The sequence below is a fragment of the Marinilactibacillus piezotolerans genome, assembly GCF_900114235.1.
Taxonomy (GTDB): domain Bacteria; phylum Bacillota; class Bacilli; order Lactobacillales; family Carnobacteriaceae_A; genus Marinilactibacillus; species Marinilactibacillus piezotolerans.
Genome location: NZ_FOSJ01000028.1, coordinates 4,888 through 30,950, shown reverse-complemented (window position 1 = coordinate 30,950; position 26,063 = coordinate 4,888). Strand labels below are relative to the sequence as shown.

22 protein-coding genes are annotated in these 26,063 nt (G+C 35.1%); 2 read left to right on the top strand and 20 right to left on the bottom strand.

Translation table 11 applies throughout. The annotated features are described in order from the left end of the window. Nucleotides 1-156: 156 nt before the first annotated feature. The 17 genes from BM212_RS07795 to pdhA form a co-directional block, all read right to left on the bottom strand. Nucleotides 157-1,392 (bottom strand): transposase, encoded by a 1,236-nt coding sequence (locus BM212_RS07795; RefSeq protein WP_091895368.1) that lies wholly within the window; start codon nt 1,390-1,392, stop codon nt 157-159. A 332-nt stretch (nt 1,393-1,724) separates the two neighbouring features. Continuing rightward, nucleotides 1,725-3,122, bottom strand: coding sequence for an ISLre2 family transposase (locus tag BM212_RS07790; RefSeq protein ID WP_072694093.1), 1,398 nt, complete (start codon nt 3,120-3,122; stop codon nt 1,725-1,727). A gap of 120 nt (nt 3,123-3,242) precedes the next feature. Continuing rightward, a complete protein-coding gene (holA, locus tag BM212_RS07785) occupies nt 3,243-4,292 on the bottom strand; it encodes a DNA polymerase III subunit delta (protein ID WP_072694620.1) in 1,050 nt (349 codons plus the stop codon). A gap of 19 nt (nt 4,293-4,311) precedes the next feature. Then, nucleotides 4,312-6,681, bottom strand: coding sequence for a DNA internalization-related competence protein ComEC/Rec2 (locus BM212_RS07780; RefSeq protein ID WP_091897918.1), 2,370 nt, complete (start codon nt 6,679-6,681; stop codon nt 4,312-4,314). Between the two features lie 8 nt (nt 6,682-6,689). After that, nucleotides 6,690-7,187: a ComE operon protein 2 gene (locus tag BM212_RS07775; protein WP_072694618.1), complete on the bottom strand. Its 498-nt coding sequence runs from the start codon at nt 7,185-7,187 to the stop codon at nt 6,690-6,692. A gap of 92 nt (nt 7,188-7,279) precedes the next feature. Beyond that, nucleotides 7,280-7,939: a helix-hairpin-helix domain-containing protein gene (locus tag BM212_RS07770; protein WP_072694617.1), complete on the bottom strand. Its 660-nt coding sequence runs from the start codon at nt 7,937-7,939 to the stop codon at nt 7,280-7,282. 129 nt (nt 7,940-8,068) lie between these two features. Beyond that, nucleotides 8,069-9,157, bottom strand: coding sequence for a SepM family pheromone-processing serine protease (locus tag BM212_RS07765; RefSeq protein WP_245750953.1), 1,089 nt, complete (start codon nt 9,155-9,157; stop codon nt 8,069-8,071). A gap of 16 nt (nt 9,158-9,173) precedes the next feature. Next, the gene (coaD, locus tag BM212_RS07760) at nt 9,174-9,665 is read right to left on the bottom strand and encodes a pantetheine-phosphate adenylyltransferase (RefSeq protein ID WP_072694616.1); all 492 of its coding nucleotides are present in this window, start codon (nt 9,663-9,665) and stop codon (nt 9,174-9,176) included. Continuing rightward, complete coding sequence (gene rsmD / locus BM212_RS07755) at nt 9,662-10,222, bottom strand: 16S rRNA (guanine(966)-N(2))-methyltransferase RsmD (protein ID WP_091897916.1); 561 nt, start codon at nt 10,220-10,222, stop codon at nt 9,662-9,664. The genes coaD and rsmD overlap by 4 nt, the downstream gene beginning before the upstream one ends. A gap of 8 nt (nt 10,223-10,230) precedes the next feature. Continuing rightward, entirely contained in the window at nt 10,231-10,566 is a 336-nt protein-coding gene (locus tag BM212_RS07750) for a YlbG family protein (RefSeq protein ID WP_091897872.1), read from the bottom strand. Nucleotides 10,567-10,658: 92 nt separating this feature from the next. Next, nucleotides 10,659-10,928, bottom strand: coding sequence for a DUF1507 family protein (locus BM212_RS07745; protein ID WP_091897870.1), 270 nt, complete (start codon nt 10,926-10,928; stop codon nt 10,659-10,661). Nucleotides 10,929-11,101: 173 nt separating this feature from the next. Next, nucleotides 11,102-12,931, bottom strand: coding sequence for a translational GTPase TypA (gene typA / locus BM212_RS07740; RefSeq protein ID WP_072694612.1), 1,830 nt, complete (start codon nt 12,929-12,931; stop codon nt 11,102-11,104). Nucleotides 12,932-13,178: 247 nt separating this feature from the next. Then, a complete protein-coding gene (locus BM212_RS07735; protein ID WP_072694611.1) occupies nt 13,179-13,958 on the bottom strand; it encodes an inositol monophosphatase family protein in 780 nt (259 codons plus the stop codon). Nucleotides 13,959-14,103: 145 nt separating this feature from the next. Continuing rightward, entirely contained in the window at nt 14,104-15,510 is a 1,407-nt protein-coding gene (lpdA, locus tag BM212_RS07730) for a dihydrolipoyl dehydrogenase (protein WP_072694610.1), read from the bottom strand. 12 nt (nt 15,511-15,522) lie between these two features. Continuing rightward, nucleotides 15,523-17,166, bottom strand: a complete 1,644-nt coding sequence (locus BM212_RS07725) for a 2-oxo acid dehydrogenase subunit E2 (protein ID WP_091897868.1) — start codon at nt 17,164-17,166, stop codon at nt 15,523-15,525. Between the two features lie 175 nt (nt 17,167-17,341). Beyond that, on the bottom strand, nt 17,342-18,319 hold the full coding sequence (locus BM212_RS07720; RefSeq protein WP_072694608.1) for an alpha-ketoacid dehydrogenase subunit beta: 978 nt from the start codon (nt 18,317-18,319) through the stop codon (nt 17,342-17,344). A gap of 2 nt (nt 18,320-18,321) precedes the next feature. After that, nucleotides 18,322-19,428, bottom strand: coding sequence for a pyruvate dehydrogenase (acetyl-transferring) E1 component subunit alpha (gene pdhA, locus BM212_RS07715; RefSeq protein ID WP_072694607.1), 1,107 nt, complete (start codon nt 19,426-19,428; stop codon nt 18,322-18,324). 491 nt (nt 19,429-19,919) lie between these two features. Here pdhA and def point away from each other — a divergent pair, with 491 nt between their 5' ends. Next, a complete protein-coding gene (def, locus tag BM212_RS07710) occupies nt 19,920-20,486 on the top strand; it encodes a peptide deformylase (RefSeq protein ID WP_072694606.1) in 567 nt (188 codons plus the stop codon). A 76-nt stretch (nt 20,487-20,562) separates the two neighbouring features. Here def and BM212_RS07705 read toward each other — a convergent pair whose 3' ends face one another. The 3 genes from BM212_RS07705 to BM212_RS07695 form a co-directional block, all read right to left on the bottom strand. Then, nucleotides 20,563-21,906: a DUF1576 domain-containing protein gene (locus BM212_RS07705; protein WP_083540521.1), complete on the bottom strand. Its 1,344-nt coding sequence runs from the start codon at nt 21,904-21,906 to the stop codon at nt 20,563-20,565. Nucleotides 21,907-22,255: 349 nt separating this feature from the next. Then, nucleotides 22,256-22,396, bottom strand: a complete 141-nt coding sequence (locus BM212_RS12725) for a hypothetical protein (protein WP_198033936.1) — start codon at nt 22,394-22,396, stop codon at nt 22,256-22,258. Nucleotides 22,397-22,548: 152 nt separating this feature from the next. Beyond that, complete coding sequence (locus BM212_RS07695; RefSeq protein ID WP_091897866.1) at nt 22,549-23,328, bottom strand: Cof-type HAD-IIB family hydrolase; 780 nt, start codon at nt 23,326-23,328, stop codon at nt 22,549-22,551. 423 nt (nt 23,329-23,751) lie between these two features. On the opposite strand from BM212_RS07695, the gene rnjA reads away from it, so the two are divergent. Further along, a complete protein-coding gene (gene rnjA, locus BM212_RS07690; protein ID WP_091897864.1) occupies nt 23,752-25,422 on the top strand; it encodes a ribonuclease J1 in 1,671 nt (556 codons plus the stop codon). Nucleotides 25,423-26,063 lie beyond the last annotated feature (641 nt).

Genomic DNA, 26,063 nt, shown 5'->3' with positions numbered 1-26,063 from the left:
ATTTGAATTTACCCTTTTTACATTAAATATCCACTATTGCATGTAATTAGAAAACCTGTATTCGTTAATTCCTCATTTTTAGCAATTATGTTTAAAAATAGCCATGCAAATAAAACGCCCATATGCGCGTTTTAAAAAATTATTCAGTTTATTCATTCACAGTAAAGATAACTGATTCGAACGCTTTTCTACTTTGTAAAAGTATCTGATACCTACCGTATCAAACGAGAGGATTTTAGAGATACCTCGTATGAACCGATAAAGATAGAACTTTATTTTCTTTCGTTTGTTTGAAGGTCGTGCCCGTGCTAAGACTGTTTGTGTATGGTAGTTACTCTTTTCAATGGCCAACGAATAATGCCCAACAAGACAATTCATCAGTGTATACAGAATGCGTAATGAACTGACCGTCATTGTTCGCGTTTTTTCTAATTGAAACTCTTCCTTTTGAACACGAAAGAGTTCTTCAATTCGCCAGCGAGTAATATAACTTTTCAGAATTCGAAGGACATCGTCCTTCCCATTGATGGAGTGATTCGTTAATAGTTTCATTGGCTTTTCGCCATAGCCATAGACAACAACCATATTAAGAGGGGAATCTTTTAACACAGGCAACTTAACTTTAATATGACTAACCTTTAATTTATATTCATCACCTTGAATTTCCGTCTTAAAGTTGATTTTTCCTTTCCGACGATGCGCTAAGTCAGGGACTTTCACGCGACGATTTCTATGTAGTAAATAACGATTATCCTTTAGTCGCGTAATGAAGTGATGGCCGATATCTTGGACATACTCATATATCGTATTGGTGTCATAACCACGATCCATAACGAAAGTAGCCTTTTTCTTTCCTAAAAACGAAGTGACTGTATTAAAGCCTTTGGCTATTTCAATATTTTGACTGTGAAAATCTTTCTCCTTGGAAGAATACAAATGATTATACAGAGGCAAGGGATGTTTCGTTTTCAGTGTAGCCATTGAAAAATTGATTGTAGGATAGCCTTTCTCTAAAACATTCTTTGACCCATCACGGACTAAAGCTAAATGTTCCATCTTTTCGGCATAAGGTTTAACAATTTCTGATTCATCAACGATAACCAAAGGGTTATCCGGTATAGATGTTCTTAAGCCATTTAAATAATTATGATGGAGCTCTTTCAAGTCATTCTCTTCAGAAGCATTACGAGATAAGCGTTTAATGGTGTACTGCAAGTCAATATTTTCTTCTAACGCTCGTGCAATATCTGATAACAGGGTATTTTGAGCCTTAGACATGCCATATAAAATATCACTGTAAAATTTCTTTCGTGGTTTAGAAAGACCTTCGGTCAGTTTTTCTAAAAAAGTGATTAAACTTCGCTTTGTTTGATAAATTTCTGTAGAATTCATGGTAAAATAACCTCAGTTCCTGTTTTGTTTTTTTGTTTTGTAGTGATTCAATTATAACAGATAACAGGATGAAATTAGTCCACAGATTTAAGCTGTGGACTGCTCAAAAGCCCGAGGATACCATGTTTTCCACATGTGTATACCTCGGGCTTTTGTCACCGTTCAGGAAATCATAAAATTTTGGGTAAATTCAAATACAATCATGAAAGTGTGTGTCAAGTTGTTGTAGGAAATCTCTAGAATCACTTTTTCCTGTTATTGTTTTTCGCTGTTTACTGAGGGATATGGGCTCATTGAGCCTTTCTCCCTCAGTAAACAGCCTTAAACTCTCTTTATTTTAGTGCTTTAGCCAACTGTCCCAGAGCGTGAGAAGACGCACAGTACTTTCCAATACTGCCTTCAATCACACCGATTGATTTTTTAGTTTTATATTTCTTTAGTAATGTACGGATTATCCCTTTGAATTCAGGGATGATTTCCTGTTTAAAAGCAGGAATCGTTTCAGTTAGCGCTTGTAAAAACAAACCATTCTTACGAGCCGAAATGATAGCCGCTAAGTTACCTGCACCTTTCTGTCCGAATCCACGACCTTGTCGTTTCATACGATAACTATAGGGACGGTGATTACTCTCGCAAACGCCAATCCCTTTTCGAAGAGAAAGATGACGTAAGTGAAGTTTCTTTAAACTGTCCCAATTTCGATCCAAGTAGCTGAGTAATTTTGTCAGTTCAACCTCATATTCAGCTCTACGATAATCGTCTTCAATGCGATTATTTGCTTGGGCAATCACTGCACAAACCTGAGTATAATCCCATTCTCTAACCGCTGAAATCATCTGGTAAGACATTTCCTTATCGAAAAACAAACGCTGTTTGATTTTTTGATTCACATGATAGGCATCTCGGAAGTGTTCATGTCGTGCGCATTTCCCAATAATCGAATCAAATTTGTCCTTCTCATAGCCACTACCTCCATCACTATTTGAAATAATGACCGTATTTCGAAGATTATACGTCGCTTCAATCCACGCACTCGCTCGTCTAAAAGCCTCTTGGCTCGATTTTGTACTTTCAAACATCAGGGAATGCACTAGAACAGGCCGTTTTCCTTTTTTCGCCACACCTTCATGAATCTGCACACGATGAAGCTCCGCACGTTCTTTTCCTTTACGTCTAGTCAAAAGCAGGCCATCCCCTTCAATAAATAGAACAGGTACTTTTCTCTTTTTTTCCATCCCTGTTTCATCAGACAAAGGTTTCTGTTCTGTCCATTCTTGAACTTTTTGACCGACACGTTGGGTAATGGAGTGAATAGCTGAATGACTTAAAGAAAAGTTGGTTAATAAATCAATTGCATCGGCAGCTTTACGATACACCCCATCTGAAGCCATTTGCGCTGCTTTCATTTCTACCAAGGGAGAATTTCTTGAACGAGGAGACAATTGTAAAAACTTATCTAGCGGGATAAGACTGGTTTCTCCTTTTTTACGCACACGTCTACGTGAAAATTCAACGGTCCCAAAGGTAAATTGCATCGTACGCTTTCTTACACTATCTATCTCGTACCCTTGATCTTTGTATGATTGAATACACTTTTTATCTAAACGCTCCATGCATTCTTGAAAGTATTCCTCCGCTTTTTGCCTGAAAAGCTCCTCAAATAAGATTTCTGCCTCTAAAAGTGTATTCGACTCTTCTAATATTCCCATCATTTGTGCTATAATTTCCATCGTAAAGAAGACCTCTTTCTCTCTAGTTTCCGCAAATTCTAGATTAAGGGTCTTCTTTCTTTTTGTCTACCCTATTTTTTTCCATTTCCTACATAAACTTTACACATAGATCATGAAAGTTTAAGAGTTCTTTTGTAATTTGGGATTCTGATCAGTAAATTTTAATATAAAAAGTTCAACTTGCATTTCAGGATTTACCTGACCGGATTTTATTAGAAAATCAGCATCAATTAATTGGTGGTGTGCTTTTGATAATATTCCTTGTTCAAACATTCTTTCTTTCTGTAATGCAAGCTTGACTCTAAATGGATGAACTTTTAAAATTTTGGCAATATCTGCTTGCTGATAACCTTTTTTCTTTAATATTTTCACTTGTAATAGTAATCGAAATTGTCCTATCATTAAGGCTATTATCTTGATTGGATCTTCTTTCTGTGTTAAAAGATCCTGGTATAGTTCAATAGACTGTTGTGCTTTTTTGTTCAAAACTAAATCATTCAATTCAAAAATATTCTGTTCGAGTGTTTTAGGAACTAACTGCCGAACAGTTGATAACTTAATGTTTCTATCTTCTTGATGAAAAATCATTAGTTTCTCTAATTCTTTCATACTTTTGGATAAATTTCGATCAGTTAAAATCAGTAATTCATCAAGCGCTGCAGGCTCAATAGAGAACTGTTTGATTTTACAACTCTCTTGAACAAATGATTTAATATCTGTTTCATTTACTGGATCCACATTCAGTATCTCAGCCTGTTTTAGAAGTGCTTTAGTCATTTTTTTTCTTTTGTCTAGCTTTTCGTAAGGAGCAAAAAATACTAATATTGTAAATTCCGAAGGATTCAATAAATACTGTTCCAAGTAATCAATATCATGATCAGGACCGTTGGATAATGTTTTTCCTGTCAAAAAATAAGGATTCTGGATAAGAATAAGTCTTTGACTGCCAAAAAATGGAAAAGTTTCTGCTTCTTGAAGTGCTGCATCGATTGTACTTTCTTTCATATCAAATTGACCAAAATTAAAGTCTGATACATCTTCTCCAAGAACTGAATCCATTAAAGCAACTTTTACTTTCTCGCTCAGATATTGTTCTGTACCTACAACCAAATAAATTAAAGAATGTTTTCCTTGTTTTATTTTTTTTAGTTGTTTATCTAATTCACTCATGTAGAACTCCTAACTAATTTCAATTTTCTTTATCTTTAATTTTAGTGATCATATCTTCCAGTATATTATTTGTAAAAGGAACAGGAGTATATTGGTACGATACTGCACCTTGTTGATCCGTACGATAAATTTTTATATTTTTTTCTTTTAATCGTTCTATTATTTTTTGGTTAGGATGTCCATATAAATTGTTTTTACCGCTCGATATCCATCCAATTTCAGGAGTCAATTGTTCGAGAAAAGCTACTTGTGTAGAACTTTTACTTCCATGATGCCCTATTTTTAATACATCCGTTTTCAATTGTGGATAATGCTCCATAAGTATATCTTCTCCAGCTGATTCTAGATCACCAGTAAACAGCCATTTTTTATTACCAATTATCCCATATAATACTAAGGACTCATTATTTTTGCTTTTTTTTAATCCAGGTTCAGGTGGATTAAAGGGATACAAAATATACATATTAGGACCTGCTTTATTCGTTTTAGAATAATCAACAGATTCTATATTAATATTTTCCCTAACAAATAAAGGCCACAATTTTTTTAAAGCTGGATCAAAAAACGTTTCTTTTGAGGCAACAATTTCATTTATCTCTATTTCACTAATAATATCTTCTAGTGCTCCTACATGATCTGTATCAGCATGTGTAAGAATCATTTGATCTAATTCTTTAATACCAAAGGCCTTTAAAGATGGAACAACAACATCGCTGCCAATCGAATATGGTGACTCTGGTTCTTCCCACTCTTCAATTTCCTTCCACTGAGAAAGCCCCCCTGTATCTATGAGATAATTTCCTTTTCCCCATGGCTCTTTAATCAGGAAAGCATCACCTTGTCCAATATCAAGCATCACTACTTTTCCTGTTGGAGAATATTTTTCAGACAGCAATCCTATAAAAATGAATGCAGTCCCAATTATAAATATACTGAATAATCTAAGGTTCTTATAAGTGTCTAAGTATAAAAACACCAGCAGTATCCCACAACAAATCAGTATCATACCTATAACAGAAAGTCTTCCAGTAACAAAAGTAAAAGGATATAAAGAACTGATTTTTTCTACTAGATCTTCAAGTAATAATATAATTTTATCCGAAAATATCACCGATAACTTAATATGAAATAACCCATATAGCATCATTTTGAGGACAAAAATAAAAACCAGTAATGGTAAAAGAAACAATGAAAATAAAGGGATAAATATTAAATTCAATATAATAACAATCCATGAAAATTCATAAAAATGATAACTTAAGACAGGGATACTCGCAAGTGATACCAAAAAACTTAAACATATCGATGTTTTGATTCGAGATAAGTTTTTAATCCAATTTTGTTTACTTAGTATAATCATAACACAGCTTAGTAGATAGCTGAGCTGAAATCCAACAGCATAAATTTGATACGGATTAATCAACAAAGCTAATATAATGGTAAGTGACCAATTATCTAAAGAAATTGTTTTTCTTTTAAGTAGCCTGTGCCCTAAAGAAAACATCGCCTGAATAATAGCTCGGAAGACACTTACTTTGAATCCTGCAAAAATTCCATACACAGGCAGAATGAAAAATAGAACTATGGCTGTAGTCTCTTTTGTCACTCCTGCTCTCAATAAACATCTTTCAATCATTACAATCAGAAACTGAATATGTAATCCAGAAATACTCAGCAAATGTATAATCCCTAAAGCTCGATAATTTTCTAAATTTGAATCAGAAAGCTCTCTCTTATCGGAAAATAGTAAAGCTTTTAGATAGCTACCTGTCACTCCTCCTATCCCTTTATCAATCTGATTGAAAAGCTCTGCTCTCAAGTGATCGATCTTATAACTTAAAGAGATTTCTTTAATTCCTTTTTGACTTTCTATTTTTTCAGCATTTAATTTCCAGAATATCTCTTCATGCATCAAGAAATCTTTATAACTGAATTGCCGGAAATTAACAGCATCTTCAGGTTTTTCTAATACTCCATGTATCTTTAAAACTCTTGATACCCCATTCTCTTCAAAATAATCTTTTTCTTCTTCTGAAGAAAGTTTATAGGTAATGATTACTTCTTCATTATCATCTTTTCTATTAATTACTGATCCTGTAAAACGTAAAAACTGTCCATCTATTTCTACTGTTGTTGGCTTAACAACAACAGTAAAATTTTCCCGAGTTTCTATTATTGTCGATTCTAATCTATGTGGCCTGACTAAAGTTACCGTTATTAAAAAGAGACCTGTCATCAAAGAGACGATTATGATAGGTTTGTTTCGGGTAGTGAATATTCTAAAAAGAAGCACACCAGTCAATAAAATTGTTAATAGCGAAAATCCTTCTAAAACTACTATAACACTCGCTAGAGATAATAGAGCTGGGAAAAGGTAATACCCTTTCAAATCTAGTTTTAACTATCTCTAATATCGGATGTTAGGTCTGCTTTATAATAATCTCCTATATTTTGAAATAAATCTTCAGGAACTGCCACCTGTTCTACTTTAATATTCGCTTGTTCTAAGAGTTTTAAAGCATAAGAATGATTATGGTAGTTTTTCAAAAAAAATATTTTTCGTATACCTGATTGAATAATGGTTTTTGTACATTGAAGACAAGGAAAATGCGTGATATAAATATCTGCTCCTTCAGTCTTCACTCCAAATTTTGCACATTGAAGTAAAGCATTCATCTCAGCATGCACTGTTCGTGCGCAGTGACCATCAATCAAATAGCATCCGTGTTCGCTACAGTGTACATCTCCACTTACAGATCCGTTATATCCGCCAGATATCACCCGCTTTTCTCTAACGATCGTAGCCCCTACTGATAATCTAGTACACGTACTCCTCATGGCCAGCAGCATACTTTGTGACATGAAATATTGATCCCATGGAATTCTATCTGTCATTTTTATTATTTCCTTTCAAATAAACAAATAATTTTATGAATAATTGTGTTTATAGTATACAAGAGTGTCAATCATGAATCAATTGCTCCTTTTTATTCCACCATAATGCTATCTTTAATATTTTCGAATATCTTATCTCCGATACCAGATACATTTTTAAGTTCTTCTAGTGATTTGAATAACCCGTTTTCTTCTCTATAGTCTACAATTGCTTGTGCTTTAGCCTCTCCAATACCGTTTAGTTCAACCAACTCCTTTTGCTCTGCTTGATTGATATTGATTTTTTCGCTATCCCCTTGTAATATTGGAATATTTATTTGATTTTCTTCTATAACTTCCTCTCCTTGAACCGGTATGTAGACCATCATCTGATCGGTTAGTAACAGTGCTTGGTTAATTGTTCGATCATCTGCATTCTCAGTGAATCCTCCTGCTTGTTCAACAGCATCAATCAGTCGATCTCCAGATTCAAGTTCATACACTCCAGGATGAACGATAGCTCCTTTTAATTCGATTATTAATTTACTTTCTGCTATTTCTTGATTTTCTTGCTGATTTTCATCTTCTGTATTCATATCTATCGCTTTTTCATTTTCAGTTACAAATTGTTCTATTGCATCGTCATTGGATTCAATTTTTTCTGGTACTTGTATAAATAAATATGATATTAATATTAAAATCAGTAAAGTTGAAATACTAAAATAGGTTGTCAATATTATATGCCCTTTTATCCATTCTATAACTTCTAACATGTACCCTCTCCTTTTGAGCAATCCTCCTATTATTATATATACTAGTCATTTGTTTAAGTTTCTGATTTTTTTATACAAAAAAGCCAGTAAAAGGATAGTTAATCCTTTACTGGCTTTAATTTCTTGATATTACGCTGCTAAGGCATCCACTTTCTGTTCTGGGTCAAAACGTGAACTGACAGGGCTCAATTGTTCCAGATATTTTATTGCATCATTAAATGTTTTAACAGGTACAATTTCCATATCTGTATCAATATCTTCCGCCGCTTCAACTGCAATTTCGTAATTTGATTTATAATCTGGATATTCCTCTTTCAAATCTGAATCTATTTCTTCATCTGGTGCAAAAAAGATTGTAGCACCTTCTTCATCTGCTGCTACAACTTTTTTGTCAATACCACCGATTGGTCCAATAGTTCCATCCTCAGAAATCGTTCCAGTACCTGCAATTATATGTCCTGCTCTTAAGTTTGTATTTGTGACCATAGAATAAACTTGCAGTGAATACATCAATCCGGCAGAAGGTCCACCAATTTCTCCAGAATGTATTACAACTTCCGGATCCGTTTCAACGCTAGATTGGTCAACAAGGGAAATGCCTATTCCTGATTCTCCAGTCTCTTCAAGTTCAATCAAGTCTCCTTCAGAAATATATTCAGTACCATCACGTTCATACTTGATTGATACAGTCTTTCCAACTTCCAAGCTTTTAATATAATCCATGAACTCTTCTGTATTCTCAAATTTGAGATCATCTACTTCTGTGATTGTATCTCCCATCTGTAATATTCCTGCAAAATTCGAGTTTTCTGTAACACTCATCACATAGACACCTTTGTATTCTAAATTATAAGGTAGCCCTGCTGCATCAAATGCAGCTACTATAGCTGAATGAATTGAGCTTTCCATATAATAGCTCTGTAAAGTATTATATTCTTCATAGTCCTCTATATCCCCGAATAACTCTGTCTCAGATACGACATCATTATAAGGAAGAAATTGAAATAAGTAAGTAAAGGGAGTTGCTTGAAGGATTTCAACAGTAGTCATCATAAACTTTCCTGGTTCACTGGAGTACTCTCCTTCAACCTCAATCATTGGATCTAGATCTTCTGCGCTACCAGGACGCTCAATATAATAAGGAATCGGTCTTAAAAACAAAAAATAAAATACTACGAAAAGGAGTAGACCTTTAATCCAAAATGAGATTTTTTTCAATCGTTTTACCTACTTTCTATTTTGCATAAATATTTTTCATTTTATTAAGTATATCTGCGGGAACTAATCCCTCAGCATTACCTCCAAATTTAACTACTTCTTTTATCAGAGAAGAGCTAATAAAACGGTACTTTTCATCGGCTATTAGAAAAACCGTATCAATTTCAGGAGCCTGGACTTTATTCATTGCTGCAATATCCATCTCATATTCCATATCTTTTACTGAACGAATACCGCGTATCATTGCAGTTGCCTTAAGTTCTTTTACTAAATCAACAGTTAATCCACCCTGATGCTTAATCACTTTGATATTGCTCTTTTCAGTCTTATTTATGACTTGAGTAATCATATCAACTTTATCATCAACATCAAACAAGGACTTTTTTGATATATTATCACTTACGGTTATAATAACCTCGTCGAATAGCTCGGCTCCTCGCAATGTAATGTTTAGATGCCCAAAAGTAAAAGGATCGAAACTTCCGGCATAGACTGCTTTCTTTTTCACTGGTTTCCTCCTGTTTGGTATACAGTTATTTTAGTTGTGCCATAAATTTTCTGCTTCACCATTTTAACATTGAACAAATGGCTAGGTAATTCTACTGCCTTATCTGTTTCACACATAATTACTGCATTTGAATGGAGTAATGACCGCTTATGCAATATTTCAATAATCGAAATGATTTTTTGTGTTGCATATGGGGGATCCAGCAGTACTAAATCAAATTTTTTACCTTGAGATTCCACTTCTACTATAGCTTGATGATCTTTCTTTTTCAAAACTGTGAATTTTTCTGGTTCTTTTGTCATTTCAACATTCTCATTTATAACCTTAATGGCTTTATAGTTCATATCTACTAAAACTGCTTCATCCATCCCTCTGGAAACTGCTTCAATTCCAAGCGATCCACTTCCTGAATATAAATCTAATGCACTCCCACCATCAAAGTAAGGACCCAAGATGTGGAAAACTGATTCTTTGATTTTATCTGTAGTTGGTCTAGTTTTATTTCCTGGAACAGCTTTCAATGGTCTGCCACCATATTCACCTGATATTACTCGCATAATTTACCTCAGTTCCAGTTGGAAGAAAGCTGATTGAATATTGATATCTCTTTGCTTTCTTCTTCTTTTTTTCTTTGCTTAGCCAAAACTTTTACCTCATCAAGTATACCCTCATATGTTTTAGGAAGATCACACTGATAACATTCTTCGACCTTGCGAACAAAATGCTGTTTTGCCAAACTAGCTTGTACAGAATCTTTATCTTTTTTATCTACATAAACAATTGCGTAACTCATTTTTTTTGAAATATAATGAACTAATCCATATCTTTTAAGTTTATTTATATATTTAGTTGTATAAACCCAAACGACTATTCCAGTTCTTTCGTGTTCAGACGTCAACATTTCTAATCTCTCCTCAAATCATATCATTTCACTTATTATAACAAAAAAATCCACTCAGCATGAGAGGATTTTTAATGAATACAATCTAATCGCTAATTCAGTTCTTCGAAAGCATCATTCATAAGATCATTGAGATGTTTTTCTAATTCACTCAACATGAGATGACCTTCTTCTTCTTTAATCATTTTCATTGTAACCGCAAATTCTATTTTTTTTGAAAAACCAAACATTTGTGTATCAATAACTTCTTCAAAAGCAGGACATGTAACACAGAGGTGCTTTTGGCTTTCGATCAATCGCGATATTTTATTAGCATCTTCAAGTAAGACATCTTTTGCTAGTATATTTTGTAAGTCATTCACCAATTAGCCCCCTCTATTTACTTTAGTAATTGTATTATATCATAAAAGCGTTGTTAGACAACCCATCTCATCAGTATACTTACCTATGATCGGATTACTTTAAAAATATCTATAAAAAAATAACAGATTTAAAGGGTGGCCACCCTTTGATCTGCTATTTTTATAATATAAATTTATTTAGATTTTTTACCAGCTTTTTCACGTAAGTTTTTATCTAGAATTTTTTTACGTAAGCGAATTGATTCTGGGGTTACTTCACAATACTCATCTTCAGCTAAGAATTCTAGAGATTCTTCAAGAGTAAGGATACGCGGCCGTTTGATAACGTTTGTTTGATCCTTATTTGCTGAACGAACATTCGTTTTTTGTTTTTCTTTAGTTAAGTTTACAGACAAATCGTTATCACGATTATGTTGTCCAACGATCATACCAGCATAAACTTCTGTACCAGGTTCTACAAAGATAACACCACGATCTTCTAAGTTCATGATACCATAAGTTGTAGCTGTACCATTTTCCATAGAAACAAGAGCACCATTACGACGTTCTCCTGCTCCACCAGCAATCATAGGCAGATATTGATCAAAGGTGTGGTTCAAAATACCATAACCACGGGTCATTGATAAAAATTCATTTGTAAATCCAATCAATCCACGGGCTGGTGCCAAGAAGATTAATCGAACTTGTCCATTTCCAGTATGAATCATATCTTGCATTTCTGCTTTACGTTGACCTAAGTTTTCAATAACAGATCCCATATATTCTTCAGGAGTATCAATTTGAACACGTTCAAAAGGTTCATGTTTTTTACCATTAATTTCTCTTATAATAACTTCTGGTCGAGATACTTGTAATTCATAACCTTCACGACGTAAGTTTTCAATCAAGATTGATAAATGTAACTCACCACGACCTGAGACGATCCATGCATCTGGAGAATCAGTTGGATCTACACGTAAAGATACATCAGTCTGTAATTCCATATTCAATCTTTCATTCAATTTACTTGAAGTAACCCATTTACCTTCACGACCAGCAAATGGAGAGTTATTGACCAAGAAAGTCATTTGTAATGTTGGTTCATCAATACGTAATATAGGTAGTGGATCTACGTGATCCACAGGGGTTACTGTTTCCCCAACGAAGATATCTTCAAACCCAGATACAGCAATCAAATCACCAGCTTGAGCTGATTGAATCTCATCACGTTTCAATCCGAAGAATCCAAATAATTTAGTTACTCGGAAGTTTTTAGTTGAACCATCGAGTTTACTTAAAGTAACATTGTCTCCCACTTTGATTGTCCCACGGAATACGCGACCGATCCCTATACGTCCTACATAATCATTATAGTCTAATAAAGAAACTTGGAATTGTAATGGTTCATCGCTATTATCTACTGGAGCAGGAATTTCTTTGATGATTGTTTCAAATACCGGGTCCATTGTATCGTGCTGCTCTTCAGGATCATCGGAGTAGCTACTTGTTCCATTCAATGCTGATGCATAAAGTACAGGGAATTCTAATTGTTCTTCATCTGCATCTAGTTCAATCAATAAGTCTAACACTTCGTCCAGAACTTCTTTAGGACGTGCAGTGGGCTTATCAATTTTATTCACTACAACGATTGGACGCAATTTTTGTTCTAATGCCTTTTTTAGTACAAAACGTGTTTGAGGCATTGTACCTTCATATGCATCGACAACTAAGATTACGCCATCAACCATTTTCATAATACGCTCAACTTCTCCACCAAAGTCAGCATGTCCAGGGGTATCCAAAATATTAATATGGGTATCTTTGTATTTTACAGCTGTGTTTTTAGCAAGAATTGTAATGCCACGTTCTTTTTCAAGATCATTTGAATCCATCGCACGCTCATCCAGTTTATTATGAGCATCTAAGGTATCAGACTGCTTCAAAAGTTCATCAACCAGTGTTGTTTTACCATGGTCAACGTGAGCAATAATTGCAATATTACGAATGTCATTTCTAATTTTCATTTAATCGTTCACTCCTTAATTACTACGGTGATAACTTCTCTATTTATGCTACAGTTTTGAATCATCCAACTATTGGATTTGCAAAGAATCTTTTTATAGTTCATTCATTAAGATAGATTTTTCACACAAAAAAACACCTATTCTTGGTGTGACTTCGACGCAAGAATAAATGCTTAAGTCATTGGACCTGTTTGTTCCACTTCTTATTATAACAGTAATTTTCAGAAAAACACAATCTTTTTTCAAACTATTTTGAATTAGCTGTCACAATTTCGTCGAAGGCTTTTACTGTTGAGAAAATAGTTTTATTTCTATTTAACAAATCAACTTCTGATCCATCAAATTGTGATACTTTAAATCCTACTTCCTCTATCATTACCTTGCCAGGTGCAATATCCCATGGACTTAATTTGGAAGCCATGTAAGCAATCACGTTCCCTTTAAGTAACTCAATAATTTCTAAACCTGCAGAACCTAGCATACGTACTCCCATTGACTTACCAGCAATTTTTCTATATTCAGCAAACTGATCCTGGGTCATGAGTTGACTGTTAGTAGCCACTAAACCTGCGGAAAGAGATTTGTTTTCAGGTGATTTCACTGGTTGACCGTTGCAATAGACACCCATACCTTTGATTGCATGATACAATTTGTCTTTGCAGACATCGTAAATATAGCCTTGAACCCCAACGCCATCTTCATACACTCCTACCATAACAGCAAAGTTTTCTTGTTGCAAAACATAATTAAGCGTACCGTCAATTGGATCAACAAACCAAACTGTACCCTTTAAATCTTTCAGATCATCTCCAAACCCCTCTTCTCCACAAATACGATCTTCTGGAAATTCGGCTCTAATTTTATTTGTCAATTCTTCTTCAATTTCTTTATCCATATTTGTTACTAGATCATTACGAGCAGACTTTTCTTCTACTTTCAGACTTTCTTCTTTTGCTAGTTCAATAGATTCAGCAGCTTCTTTAATCCACTGCTTAATCAGCTTATCACGTTTCTGTACTGTAGACATACTATTTTATCCCCTTTTGTTTTGATTACTTTAATTGTATAAGATATCGAAATAGGTTTCAAAGTATATGTCATTACTTCAATATGTATAAAGAAAAATCGAGTGAGGATTATATCCAACACTCGATTTACTCTTAAAAACTTAATTACATATGAATAGGCATGCCTAAAGCAGCCTCAGCAGCATCCATTACTGTCTCACCTAGTGAAGGGTGACCATGGATTGTCAAAGCGATATCTTCAGCATTCATGCCGCTTTCAACCGCTAATCCAAGTTCAGCAATTACATCTGATGCGTTGATTCCAGCTACTTGAGCTCCGACGATTACATTGTCTTCTTTAGTAGTAATTAGACGGACAAAGCCTTCTGCTGCATCAAGTGATAATGCACGACCATTTCCAGCAAGAGGGAATTTAGACGCTTTAACCTGCATTCCTTTATCTTTAGCTTCTGATTCCGTTAATCCAACAGAAGCGATTTCTGGATCAGTGAAGGCAACAGCTGGCAGCGCACGGTAATCCACTGCAACTTTTTTCCCAGATATTGCTTCAGCAGCAATTTTAGCTTCATAACTAGCTTTATGTGCTAGCGCTGCTCCAGGAACAACATCACCAATAGCAAAAACACTCTTGATGTTTGTACGTCCTTGATTGTCAACTTCAATCAAACCACGATCAGAAACATTAACCCCAACTTGTTCTAAACCAAGTTCATCAGTATTTGGACGACGACCTACAGTGACCAATACATAATCAACATCAATAGATTCTTCTTTTCCGTTAACTTCATATTTAACTGTTACGCCATTATCGGTAGTTATAGCTTCTTTAGCCATAGCCTTCGTTACAATATTAACGCCATGTTTCTTAAAGTTCTTCTCAACTAATTTAACCATATCTTTGTCAAATCCGTTAAGAATTGCTGGAAGTCCTTCAAGAATTGTAATTTCAGCACCTAAGTTAGCATAAACTCCAGCTAATTCAGATCCAATATATCCTCCACCAACGATGACCATTTTCTTAGGTACTTCCGTTAATGCTAACGCACCAGTTGAGTCTAGTACACGTTCGCTGAATTTGAATCCAGGAATTTCAACAGGACGACTACCAGTTGCAATGATAGCATTGTTGAAAGAATAAGTCTGAGCACTATCTTCTCCCATAACACGTAAAGTATGCTCATCATTAAAGAAAGCTTCTCCTCTAAGAATTTCAACTTTATTCTTTTTAAGCAACATTTCAATTCCGCCAGTTAAGCGGTCTACAACTTGTGTTTGTTTCCATTCTTGAGTTTTTGCAAAGTCAAGCGTTACATTTTCAGTTGTGATACCAAATGCTTTTGAATCTAATGATTCTTGATATTTGTGTCCAGCAGAAATCAATGCTTTAGAAGGAATACATCCAACGTTCAAACATGTTCCACCAATTAATTCTCTCTCAACAATGGCAACTTTTTGTCCCATTTGAGCGGCACGGATAGCAGCAACGTAGCCACCAGGTCCAGAGCCGATTACAACTGTGTCTAATTCAATTGCGAAATCTCCTACAACCATTTAAACTTCACCTTAGCCTTCCATTAATAATAAATCTGGGTCTGCCAATAATTTTTTCAATTCGTTCATTGCTGCTTGTCCTGTAGCACCATCAATAATACGGTGGTCAAATACAAGTGACAATGGAAGCATTGGAGCTGCAACGATTTCACCTTCAGCGTTAACGATTGGTTTCTTGAATGAACGTCCAACTCCTAAAATAGCCACTTCTGGATGGTTAATGATTGGTGTAAAGAATTGACCATTCACTGAACCGATATTAGAAATTGAGATTGATCCGTCAGCCATATCGCTTCCTTTAAGTTTTCCATCATGAGCTTTAGCTGCTAAATCATTGATTTCGTCAGCAATATCAAATACTGACTTAGTATTTGCATCTTGAACAACTGGAACATATAGTCCTTGTTCAGTATCTGCAGCAATACCAATGTTAAAGTAGTTTTTGTAAACAACTTCATCAGTAGTATCATCAATTGATGCATTAAGTGCTGGGTATTTTTTCATAACTGAAATCAGAGCTTTAACAACGTAAGGTAAGAAAGTTAATTTAGTTCCTCTTTCAGCAGCAATTGCTTTGAATTTAGTACGGTGTTCAATAACTTTTGTAAAGTCAACTTCATCAAACAATGCTACTGAAGGAATTGTTAATGTACTATTAACCATTGCTTTAGCGATTGCTTTACGAGTTGTAGTCATTTTCTCACGAGTTTCCTGATCTGAACGACCAGATTTAAACGGTTTAGCGTCAGCTGAAACAGTTTTAGCTGTTCCTGATGATGCAGTTGTTTTAGCACTTGATTGTGTTGCTGCTTCTTTAGTTGATGAAGTTTTTTCAGATACAGTAGCCCCACCGCCAGATACAAAGTTATCGATATCTTCACGAGTAGTACGTCCGCCTTTACCTGTAGCTTCTACAGCACTAATATCAACGTCTTTTTCACGAGCATATTGACGAACAGAAGGCATAGCAAGTACACGTTTATCAGGGTTTGAAGTTTTGACGACTTCTCCTGAAGTTGCGCCTTCAGAACCAGCTGGATCATTTTTCTTAGTTCCTGCTGCTGCATCTGATGAAGTTTCTTGAGTATCTTCAGATACGTGTCCTTCTGCAGCGATTTCTACAATTGGATCTCCTACAGCTGCTACTGTTCCTGGTTCAACTAAGAATTTTTGAATTGTTCCGTCAACAGGTGCTGCTAATTCTTCTACTGATTTATCATTTTGGATTTCAGCAATTGAATCGCCTTCTTCTACTGTGTCTCCTTCAGAAACTAACCAGCTGACGATTTCACCTTCTGCCATTCCTTCCCCTACATCGGGTAACTTGAATGTGAATGTTCCAGTTGAAGAACCTTTTGCTTCAGATTTTTGTTCTGTAGAAGCTGGAACTTCTGCATCACTTTCTTCGGATTCATGTCCCTCAGCATCGATTTCTACAATTGGATCGCCTACAGCTGCTACTGTTCCTGGCTCAACTAAGAATTTTTTGATTGTTCCGTCAACAGGTGCTGCTAATTCTTCTACTGATTTATCATTTTGGATTTCAGCTATTGAATCGCCTTCTTCTACTGTGTCTCCTTCAGAAACTAACCAGCTGACGATTTCACCTTCTGCCATTCCTTCCCCTACATCAGGGAGTTTAAATGTAAAAGCCATGTTTGCGCTCTTCCCTTCTTAATTAATGATTTTTAGTCATTTAAAGTTTAAGATTTACTGCGTATATAACAATAGGAAGAAAAACCAATACAGACAAATTGAATTCTGAACCAGTTTTTCTCCTTTGTTGATTGATTATTAACTTATTCTAGTTAAATGAAAGATTTTATTAAATTTAAAAATTAATCGCTTTGTTAATAGCTTCAGTGATATCATCTGCACTTGGTAACCAAGTGTTTTCAGCTTGACCAAATGGATAAACAGTATCAGGTGCAGAAACAAATCCGATTGGTGCTTCAAGAGAAAGAACTGAACGTTGTGAAACTTCAGAAATCACAGTGTTCCCCACGCCGGCTTGACGTTGAGCTTCTTGTACCATAACCATACGACCTGTTTTTTCAACAGATGCTACAACTGTTTCATAATCGATTGGTGAAACTGTACGTAAATCAACAACTTCTACAGAAACGCCGTCTTTTTCTAAGTTTTCAGCTGCTTTTAATGCTTCACGAACCATATATCCGTAAGCGACAACTGTTACATCAGTACCTTCTTTAGCTACTGCTGCTTTACCAATTGGAACAGTGTATTGTTCTTCAGGAACTTCATCACGGAATGAACGGTAAAGTTTCATGTGCTCTAAGAAAACAACAGGATCGTTATCACGAATAGCTGAAGTCAATAATCCTTTTGCATCATATGGGTTTGAAGGAATAACTACTTTCAATCCAGGAGCTTGAGCCATCAAACCTTCTAAGCTGTCCGCATGCATCTCAGGAGTGTGGACTCCACCACCGAATGGAGAACGAACAACTACTGGCATGTTCATTTTTCCACCCATACGATAGCGAGTACGTGAGATTTGTCCCACGATTGAATCCATTACTTCAAATACAAATCCAAAGAATTGGATTTCGGCAACTGGACGGAATCCTTGTACAGCTAAACCGAATGCCATACCACCGATACCTGATTCAGCAAGCGGAGTATCATTAACTCTATCTTCACCATGTGTATCATAAAGACCTTGAGTCGCACGGAAAACTCCTCCGTTTTTACCAACATCTTCTCCGAATATCAAGACTTTTTCATCACGAGCTAATTCTTGATCTAAAGCTTCAGTGATTGCTTGAATCATTGTTAGATTCGCCATGCTTATTTACTCTCCTTTGCTTGGTATTTCTCAATTTGTTCTTTAATGTTTTGACCTGGTGCGTCATACATACTTTCTAAGAATTTAGAGATTTTCATTTTTGGTGCTTGGTCTGCTTCTTTAGCAGCTTGTTTGATTTCTTCTTTAGTTTGTGTAATCAATTCTTCTTCACGTTCTGTAGACCAAAGTCCTTTTTCAGTTAAGAAGTTACGGAAACGAATTAATGGATCACGTTGTTCCCAGTAATCGAAAGATTCTTGTTCACGATAACGAGTTGGGTCATCTCCAGAAGTTGAGTGAGGACCGAAACGAGAAGTGATTGTTTCAATTAGTACCGGACCATTTCCAGCTGCTGCCCACTCACGAGCTTGTTTAGATACAGCGTAAACCGCCAATGGATCCATACCATCAACTTGGATACCAGGAATACCGGCTGCTGCAGCTTTTTGTGCTAATGCTTTAGCTGCTGATTGTTTTTCACGAGGTGTTGAAATTGCATAACCATTATTTTGAATATAGAAAACAATAGGCGCTTTGTAACGTCCAGCAAAGTTCATACCTTCATAAACATCACCTTGTGAAGATCCACCATCACCAGTATAGGTAAATGTTACTTGATCTTCTTTTCCAGCTAATTTTTGCCCTACTGCGTTACCCATTGCTTGAATGTATTGCGCACCAATAATGATTTGAGGTGGAATTGCATTCAAATCTTCCGGATAATTGTTTCCTTCTACATGTCCACGTGACCACAAGAAAGCTTGTGATACAGGCAAACCATGTTGGATTAACTGAGGTACATCACGATAACCAGGGTATAACCAATCTGTTTTTTTGAACGCGAAGTGACTTGCTAATTGAGAAGCTTCTTGTCCCATTGTAGGTGCATAGAATCCTAACCGTCCTTGACGAGCTAATGCCATAGAGCGATCATGTAACACACGTGACCACACCATTCTTTCCATTAATTCTACTAACTCTTCATCTGATAAATCAGGCATAATGTCTTCATTTACGACTTTACCGTCTTTATCAAGAATCTGAACCATAGGAAACGAAGCTTCAATTGAACCTAGTAGTGCTTCGTAATCAACTGGTTGCTTTGCCATAGACTACCCATTCCTCTCTTATAATTAAAAGTTTTATTTTATTTGAAACAGCATTGAATTACTGTATCAATTTTCTCGATTCCTTCTTAAATTTACCATGCATCCACTGACTTTGCAAGCAATATCATATAACATAATGCTTATAAACATTGATGCATCAATGAAATCGAACACTTTGTGATTGTGCGAACTATCCAAGTGTTTCATTACTTTCCCAATAAAAAACTCTTCATATTAAAATAAATAGTGATACAGACTTTAAAACTGTTATATAATATCATTGTTTTTTATTAATGTGTTTTTCTGATTTTCACAAAGACTGATTATGTGATTGGATTCACTAAACGATTGAAATAATTTTATTTTATTCCTTACGCGCTTATCTAATTATTTAAATCAAGTAATTGCTACGTGCATTATCGCTTGAAAACTGCTAAAATAGTTAGGATAGGTCATACTCTCATCAGATTAACTAATAAGGAGTGTTTGCTTTGATTACTATGGATGATATTATCCGTGAAGGACATCCTACTTTAAGAAAAATAGCAAAAGACGTAAAATTACCATTAACTCAAGAACTAGTACAGTTAGCGGAAGATATGTTACAGTTTTTGAAAAATAGTCAAGATCCAGAAATTGCAGAGAAATTCGAATTACGCGGAGGTGTCGGCATTGCTGCTCCTCAAGTGAATGTTTCCAGCCGCTTATTAGCTGTACATGTACCTTCCAGTGATGAAGAATCGGATGAGCCTGAATTTAGTGGCGTGCTGATCAATCCCAAAATCATCAGCCATTCCGTTCAACAGACTTGTTTACCTGATGGTGAAGGCTGTTTATCTGTTGACCGCGAGGTTCCTGGAATAGTACCACGTCATAAGAGAATTACGGTAGAGTATTATGATATAGATGGTATAAAGCATAAAGAGCGATTAAGAGGCTATCCTGCTATAGTCGTTCAACACGAGATTGATCATTTAAACGGGATCATGTTCTATGATCGTATAGATCCTGAAAACCCTCTTGCTCTGCCTGATGGTATAGATATTCTGGGAGCATAGTAAATAAAAAGCTGAGATAATTTCGTTTTAACCTGTATAGAAGAAACGAGTCTTTTTATAGGTTAAAACGCTACTCTCAGCTTTTTTCTTTTTCTAATTCTATTTCTTCAGCCGGATCCACTGGTTCTCTTAACTCACGTCTTTGTGCTCTGTGGTAGTGAACTGCTTCAAGAAGCGGGATCATCAGAGCAGCTACAAACCCGCCTGCAAACCCATTATTATATAAGTTGATACCTCCGTGAAGATAACTAGTGTTACTGACAACTGTCAGATGCAACCCGCCTGCTACCATCCCCATGAAATAACCGTATCTTCCGGCAATAGGTGCTACGGTTGTCCCAAATAATCCAGCAATAATCACAGAAGTTGCACTCATATCATATGAATTGATATACCCAATCAATATTACACCCAATAATATAGGCAATACATTTTTTAAATGTTTTCCAAATGCCCCAAACCCAACCACTGTTAATATGCCTCCAACTGTAGGGCCATTGAGTTCTCCGCCCAGTACTAGAACGAAAGTAGTTGCTACTAATCCTAACAGAGCCATATTGATTAATGTTAAACTAAAACCTGTCTTTTCCAGAAAATCAGTCGAGAGCTGACCAGAATGTTTAGTGATTGAACCATATCCTTTAAAAGACCAGTTGTTCTGATATAGTCCATAAACTAATAACGAAACAAATAGAAGAATGAAGAAGATAGCTAATGGTACATTATACCCTCTAGAAAGAAGAGAAACTGGCTCAATCTCTACTCCAGTCGCCCTTAAGATTGATGTGAAGATTGTACCGACTACCCCACTTGAAAATCCGATATTATACAGACTGAACCCTTTGGTAAACCCCACAAAATGATGAGCTAGAGGAGGAAGAATAAAACCAGCTATAAAACCGGCAATATTACCTAATAAAACTCCCATAATGACAGGCATTCCAATATTGAATGTGATCTCATTAACTAAAGGTCCTAAAGCAGTACCAAACAAGGCCGCTAAAAGGGATTTTTTAGCTGATACTTTAGTTACCCATGCATAAGAAAAAGCACCTAAAACGATCGGCATAGAATTATATAGGTTTTTCCCAAAGAATGAAAAGGCTGCTACAGTAAAAAAAGCCGCAATCAAAGGACCGTTTATTCTAGCTTTTGTCATTTTAATTAACACAAGTGAATGCAGCATCAATATACCAGAGTTGAAGAATGTAGCGCCTACATTGGTCAGTGCAAAATAATCAGTTGTTAAATTAGATGGCGAAGTTAAAATTTTGAATTGACCGTTTACAATTTCCTCAAAGGAATTAAAGTAAAAAGCAACGATCATAAATAAAAATGTAAAACCAAGTAAAAAACTAAGTAATGCTTTTTGAGAAATATGTTGATACGGCAAAATAACCCTGTCCTTGTTTATATCCATAATCATCTCCATTTCTTAATTACAGTGAACTAGATAATATGTACTAAATAAGTTTGCTATCAGAAAGTGATTTTATAAATTATAACTAATACTTTGGATTGTTTCAACCTTATATTCATATTAGATAATCTCACTATACGTGATATAATAGGGCTCACTTTTATATAAACTGTTCAATTCGGAGTTCTTCGATTCAGTTCAGATCATTTTCTTTAGACATCAACTTTTCTTTAATAAAAACTACTTGTTCAATTATATGCCCAGTATTTCCTTCTCCAGTATAGACAGTCCAAATAAATTCTCATTTAATTCAGACTACTTTCCTCACCTTCAACAGCTGCATACCTTTTTAATCTACAACATATACTTCAAGGTAATAATCATAAACGTAATACGTTAGATCCATTAAACGATAAAAATTAATGTCCTTTTGAGTAAGAGATGTTGCTTCCCTTAATTCTGTGTATGCAGCATCCGTTCCTTTTTTCAATTTCCCCGCCAACTAAATGATCAAGACCTTTATATAGTTTTTTCAACCTTTTACATATCAAAAGCTTATTCATGGAACAACTATAAATCATTAGAATATTAGAGCCTTGAATTTTGGTACGCCTTTAATAGCTAACTGTTTTTGGTTCATGATCAAATCAAGTCAAGTTTCTTCAATGCTTTATATATACCATCGTTATTGTTTGAGTCTGTTACCATATCCGCAACTTCTTTAACGATTGTTTCGGCATTCCCCATCGCAACTCCAACCCCTACATTTCCGATCATTTCGTAATCATTCATGCCATCTCCAAAAGCGATGATATCTTCTTTTTTAAATCCTTTATCCGTTGATAACTTAAAGATCGTTTCGAACTTTGAACCATTGGCTGGCAGAACATCCATACCTTTCTCATACCATCTAACAAACCTGAACTCAGGAAATTGACCATCTTCATACAAATGTCTTTCTTCTTCAGTATAAAATATCAGTAATTGTGTTAAATCATTATATTTATAAAAATCAGTCTCATGATCCGGTACGTCAAAGCCAACATGTTTCATTCCCGATTCAACCGCATGATCAATCTTGTGACTTCTCCTTTTTAAATCTTTAGCAGTTTCATAAATCAACTGGTGTCCATTTGCATCAGCTACTTGAATTAACCGATCAATCGATACTTTGTCCAATGGATTTGAATAAACCATCTCATGGTGAAAAAATCCAGCTGCTCCATTACAGACTATATAATTGGGCAAATTCAGCTCGTCAATCAGTTCTTTTGCCATAAAAGCGTTTCTACCTGTTGCAATCGCTACTTCATGACCATTTTTCTGCAAACGTTCAATAGCTTCTCTAGTGCTGCTTAAAATATTTTTTTCATCTGTTAACAATGTTCCATCAATATCAAAGTAAATCATTTTTTTATTCATACGGATCTCCTCATTTAATTTATACATAATCATTATACACGAATTCAGTATACCGTGTGTAATCCATTCCACACAATTTATCTTAACTTAATATTATAGAATTACAGTATATTGATACTCGTTGTATTCAAGATCTATTCATGAATGTTCTTTTTGTGTGATTTGCTTCTTCTATACTTATTTGAGTTAGTATGGTAGAATCAATATAGCTGTTGGTAAAGTTATGCCAACTTATCGGACGGATATAAAAAATGAAAATCAAGTTTGAGCCATGTCATGATTGACTTTACATCTATAGTGGCTTTTTTCATAATATATAAAATACAACCTGAATATGTTTTTTATATAGAGGTTTGCTCTTTTTTTATGCAAACTCCAACATCATAAAATCTGAATGAAAACAATTTTAAAAGGAGATTTATAATGAAACCGAATATTAAAAATAACGAAGCAGCCATCTTTGCATTAGGTGGGCTGAATGAGATCGGAAAAAATACGTATGGAGTACAATTTCAAGACGAAATCATTTTAATTGATGCAGGAATAAAATTTCCTGAAGATGATTTATTAGGAATCGACTATGTTATACCTGATTATTCTTACATTCTTGAAAACAAAGATAAGATCCAAGGGCTTTTCATTACGCATGGTCACGAAGATCACGTTGGTGGAATTCCTTATTTACTAAAACAATTAAATATTCCTGTTTATGCCGGTAAGCTTGCCTTAGCTCTTATCCGCAACAAACTGAATGAACATCAATTACTACGTTCGGCTGAATTAAACGAAATCAACGAAGATACAGTTGTGAAATTTAGAAAGACATCCGTTTCATTTTTCCGTACCACTCACAGTGTTCCAGAGTCATACGGAATTGTTGTTAAAACTCCTAATGGAAATATCGTTCAGACCGGAGACTTCAAGTTTGACTTTACTCCTGTAGGTGAACCTGCAAACCTGCATAAGATGGCTAAAATTGGTGAAGAAGGTGTACTAGCTCTACTATCTGACAGTACCAACGCTGAAGTCCCTAACTTCACAAAATCAGAACAAGTGGTTGGGGATTCAATCCAAAACTTATTGAAGAAAATTGATGGTAGAATTATTTTCGCAACATTCGCTTCTAATATTTCCAGAGTACAACAAGTGGTTAAAGCAGCGAATGCAACAGGACGTAAGATTGCTGTTTTTGGTCGCAGCATGGTTACTTCCCTTGAAACTGGTCAAGAACTTGGCTATATTGTGGCTGAAGAAGGAACCTTTATCCATCCTAATGAACTGAAAAGATATAAAGATAATGAAGTTCTAATATTGTGTACTGGTTCTCAAGGAGAGCCCATGGCAGCCTTAAGTCGGGTCGCAAACGGTACTCATCGTCAAATCTCAATTCAACCTGGTGATTCAGTGGTCTTCTCAAGTTCGCCGATTCCTGGAAACACCGTCAGTGTTAACAGAGTAATTAATCAGTTATTAGAAGCAGGCGCAAATGTAATTCACGGAAAAGTCAATAATATTCATACTTCTGGTCATGGTGGACAAGAAGAACAAAAATTGATGCTCCGCTTGATGAAACCTAAATTTTTTGTTCCAATTCATGGAGAACACCGTATGCAGAGGATTCATGCAAATCTCGCTATAAAAACCGGTGTCCCTGAAGAAAACTGTTTTATTTTAGATAATGGTGAGATTGTAGCTTTTACAGAAGATTCTGCTAGACGTGCGGGAGAATTCTCTGCTCAAGATGTTTATATTGATGGTAGTGGAATTGGAGATATTGGAAACGTAGTCCTTAAAGATCGTAAGTTACTTTCAGATAATGGTCTGGTTGTCGTAGTTGCTACAATCGATACAGATAAGCGTTCAATACTAGCTGGTCCTGATATCATTTCTAGAGGATTCATTTATATGCGTGAGTCAGAACAATTGATTCAGGGAGCTCAAAAAGTTGCTTTCGAAAGTATCCAGCGTTCATTTGAATATAAACAACTGAATGAATATAAAATGCGCAATGACTTGATTGATGATATCAAGCAATTCCTATTTGCTGAAACAGAACGTAAGCCAATAATCTTACCAGTAATCTTAACGAAATAAGTCAAATTAAAATACCGTCAAATCAAAGGTTATAAATCTTTGATTTGACGGTATTCTATTGTTAACTAACTTTGTATCAACCTATCCCATTTCTTAGGTATTCAATTTTAGATTATATCTACAAACCCATTTCATTTTCAGCATTATTGCTACTCTAACAATCAGTAAAACTATGTACCTATAATAGAATAGAAATCCAACTACATAACTTTTTTAGACATTTTAAAAATTCAAATTTTTTCCTGATACAACATAACCATTTTAAGCAATCAGCTGTTTAAGTTATTTTCGGATGTACCCTAGAAAAACCAAAAATAAGAAACAAGCTGCTATAAATAACGATCTAAGGATAACTTTCCTCATCGTAAGTGGATCATACATACCACCGTTAAAGTAATCATATTTTTATTTATAAACAACGTAAATCTCAACGGCTCGTAATGCGGAAAGTAAAAGAAAAGAAAAAATGTAAAATAAAATGTAATAAACTAAAAATTGAATCCAAATCGGAAATGGGCTTACTAAATTAGAAAATTTCTAAAATTATTATCATTTACTTTCCTCACTTACTATTTGATGTCTCTAAATAATCTTTTTCCATAAAAAGATTTTTCACGTATTGATATAGATTGGAACCTAAT

Excerpts from the sequence above, each read along its gene's own strand:
- BM212_RS07705 (WP_083540521.1), bottom strand. The coding sequence starts at position 21,906 with ATGGATATAAACAAGGACAGGGTTATTTTGCCGTATCAACATATTTCT.
- holA (WP_072694620.1), bottom strand. The coding sequence starts at position 4,292 with ATGAGTGAATTAGATAAACAACTAAAAAAAATAAAACAAGGAAAACAT.
- lpdA (WP_072694610.1), bottom strand. The coding sequence starts at position 15,510 with ATGGTTGTAGGAGATTTCGCAATTGAATTAGACACAGTTGTAATCGGC.
- BM212_RS07750 (WP_091897872.1), bottom strand. The coding sequence starts at position 10,566 with ATGTTGACGTCTGAACACGAAAGAACTGGAATAGTCGTTTGGGTTTAT.
- BM212_RS07770 (WP_072694617.1), bottom strand. The coding sequence starts at position 7,939 with ATGTTAGAAGTTATAGAATGGATAAAAGGGCATATAATATTGACAACC.
- BM212_RS07735 (WP_072694611.1), bottom strand. The coding sequence starts at position 13,958 with ATGTCTACAGTACAGAAACGTGATAAGCTGATTAAGCAGTGGATTAAA.
- BM212_RS07695 (WP_091897866.1), bottom strand. The coding sequence starts at position 23,328 with ATGAATAAAAAAATGATTTACTTTGATATTGATGGAACATTGTTAACA.
- rnjA (WP_091897864.1), top strand. The coding sequence starts at position 23,752 with ATGAAACCGAATATTAAAAATAACGAAGCAGCCATCTTTGCATTAGGT.
- typA (WP_072694612.1), bottom strand. The coding sequence starts at position 12,931 with ATGAAAATTAGAAATGACATTCGTAATATTGCAATTATTGCTCACGTT.
- BM212_RS07720 (WP_072694608.1), bottom strand. The coding sequence starts at position 18,319 with ATGGCGAATCTAACAATGATTCAAGCAATCACTGAAGCTTTAGATCAA.
- pdhA (WP_072694607.1), bottom strand. The coding sequence starts at position 19,428 with ATGGCAAAGCAACCAGTTGATTACGAAGCACTACTAGGTTCAATTGAA.
- BM212_RS07725 (WP_091897868.1), bottom strand. The coding sequence starts at position 17,166 with ATGGCTTTTACATTTAAACTCCCTGATGTAGGGGAAGGAATGGCAGAA.
- BM212_RS07795 (WP_091895368.1), bottom strand. The coding sequence starts at position 1,392 with ATGAATTCTACAGAAATTTATCAAACAAAGCGAAGTTTAATCACTTTT.
- rsmD (WP_091897916.1), bottom strand. The coding sequence starts at position 10,222 with ATGCGAGTAATATCAGGTGAATATGGTGGCAGACCATTGAAAGCTGTT.
- BM212_RS07775 (WP_072694618.1), bottom strand. The coding sequence starts at position 7,187 with ATGACAGATAGAATTCCATGGGATCAATATTTCATGTCACAAAGTATG.
- BM212_RS07790 (WP_072694093.1), bottom strand. The coding sequence starts at position 3,122 with ATGGAAATTATAGCACAAATGATGGGAATATTAGAAGAGTCGAATACA.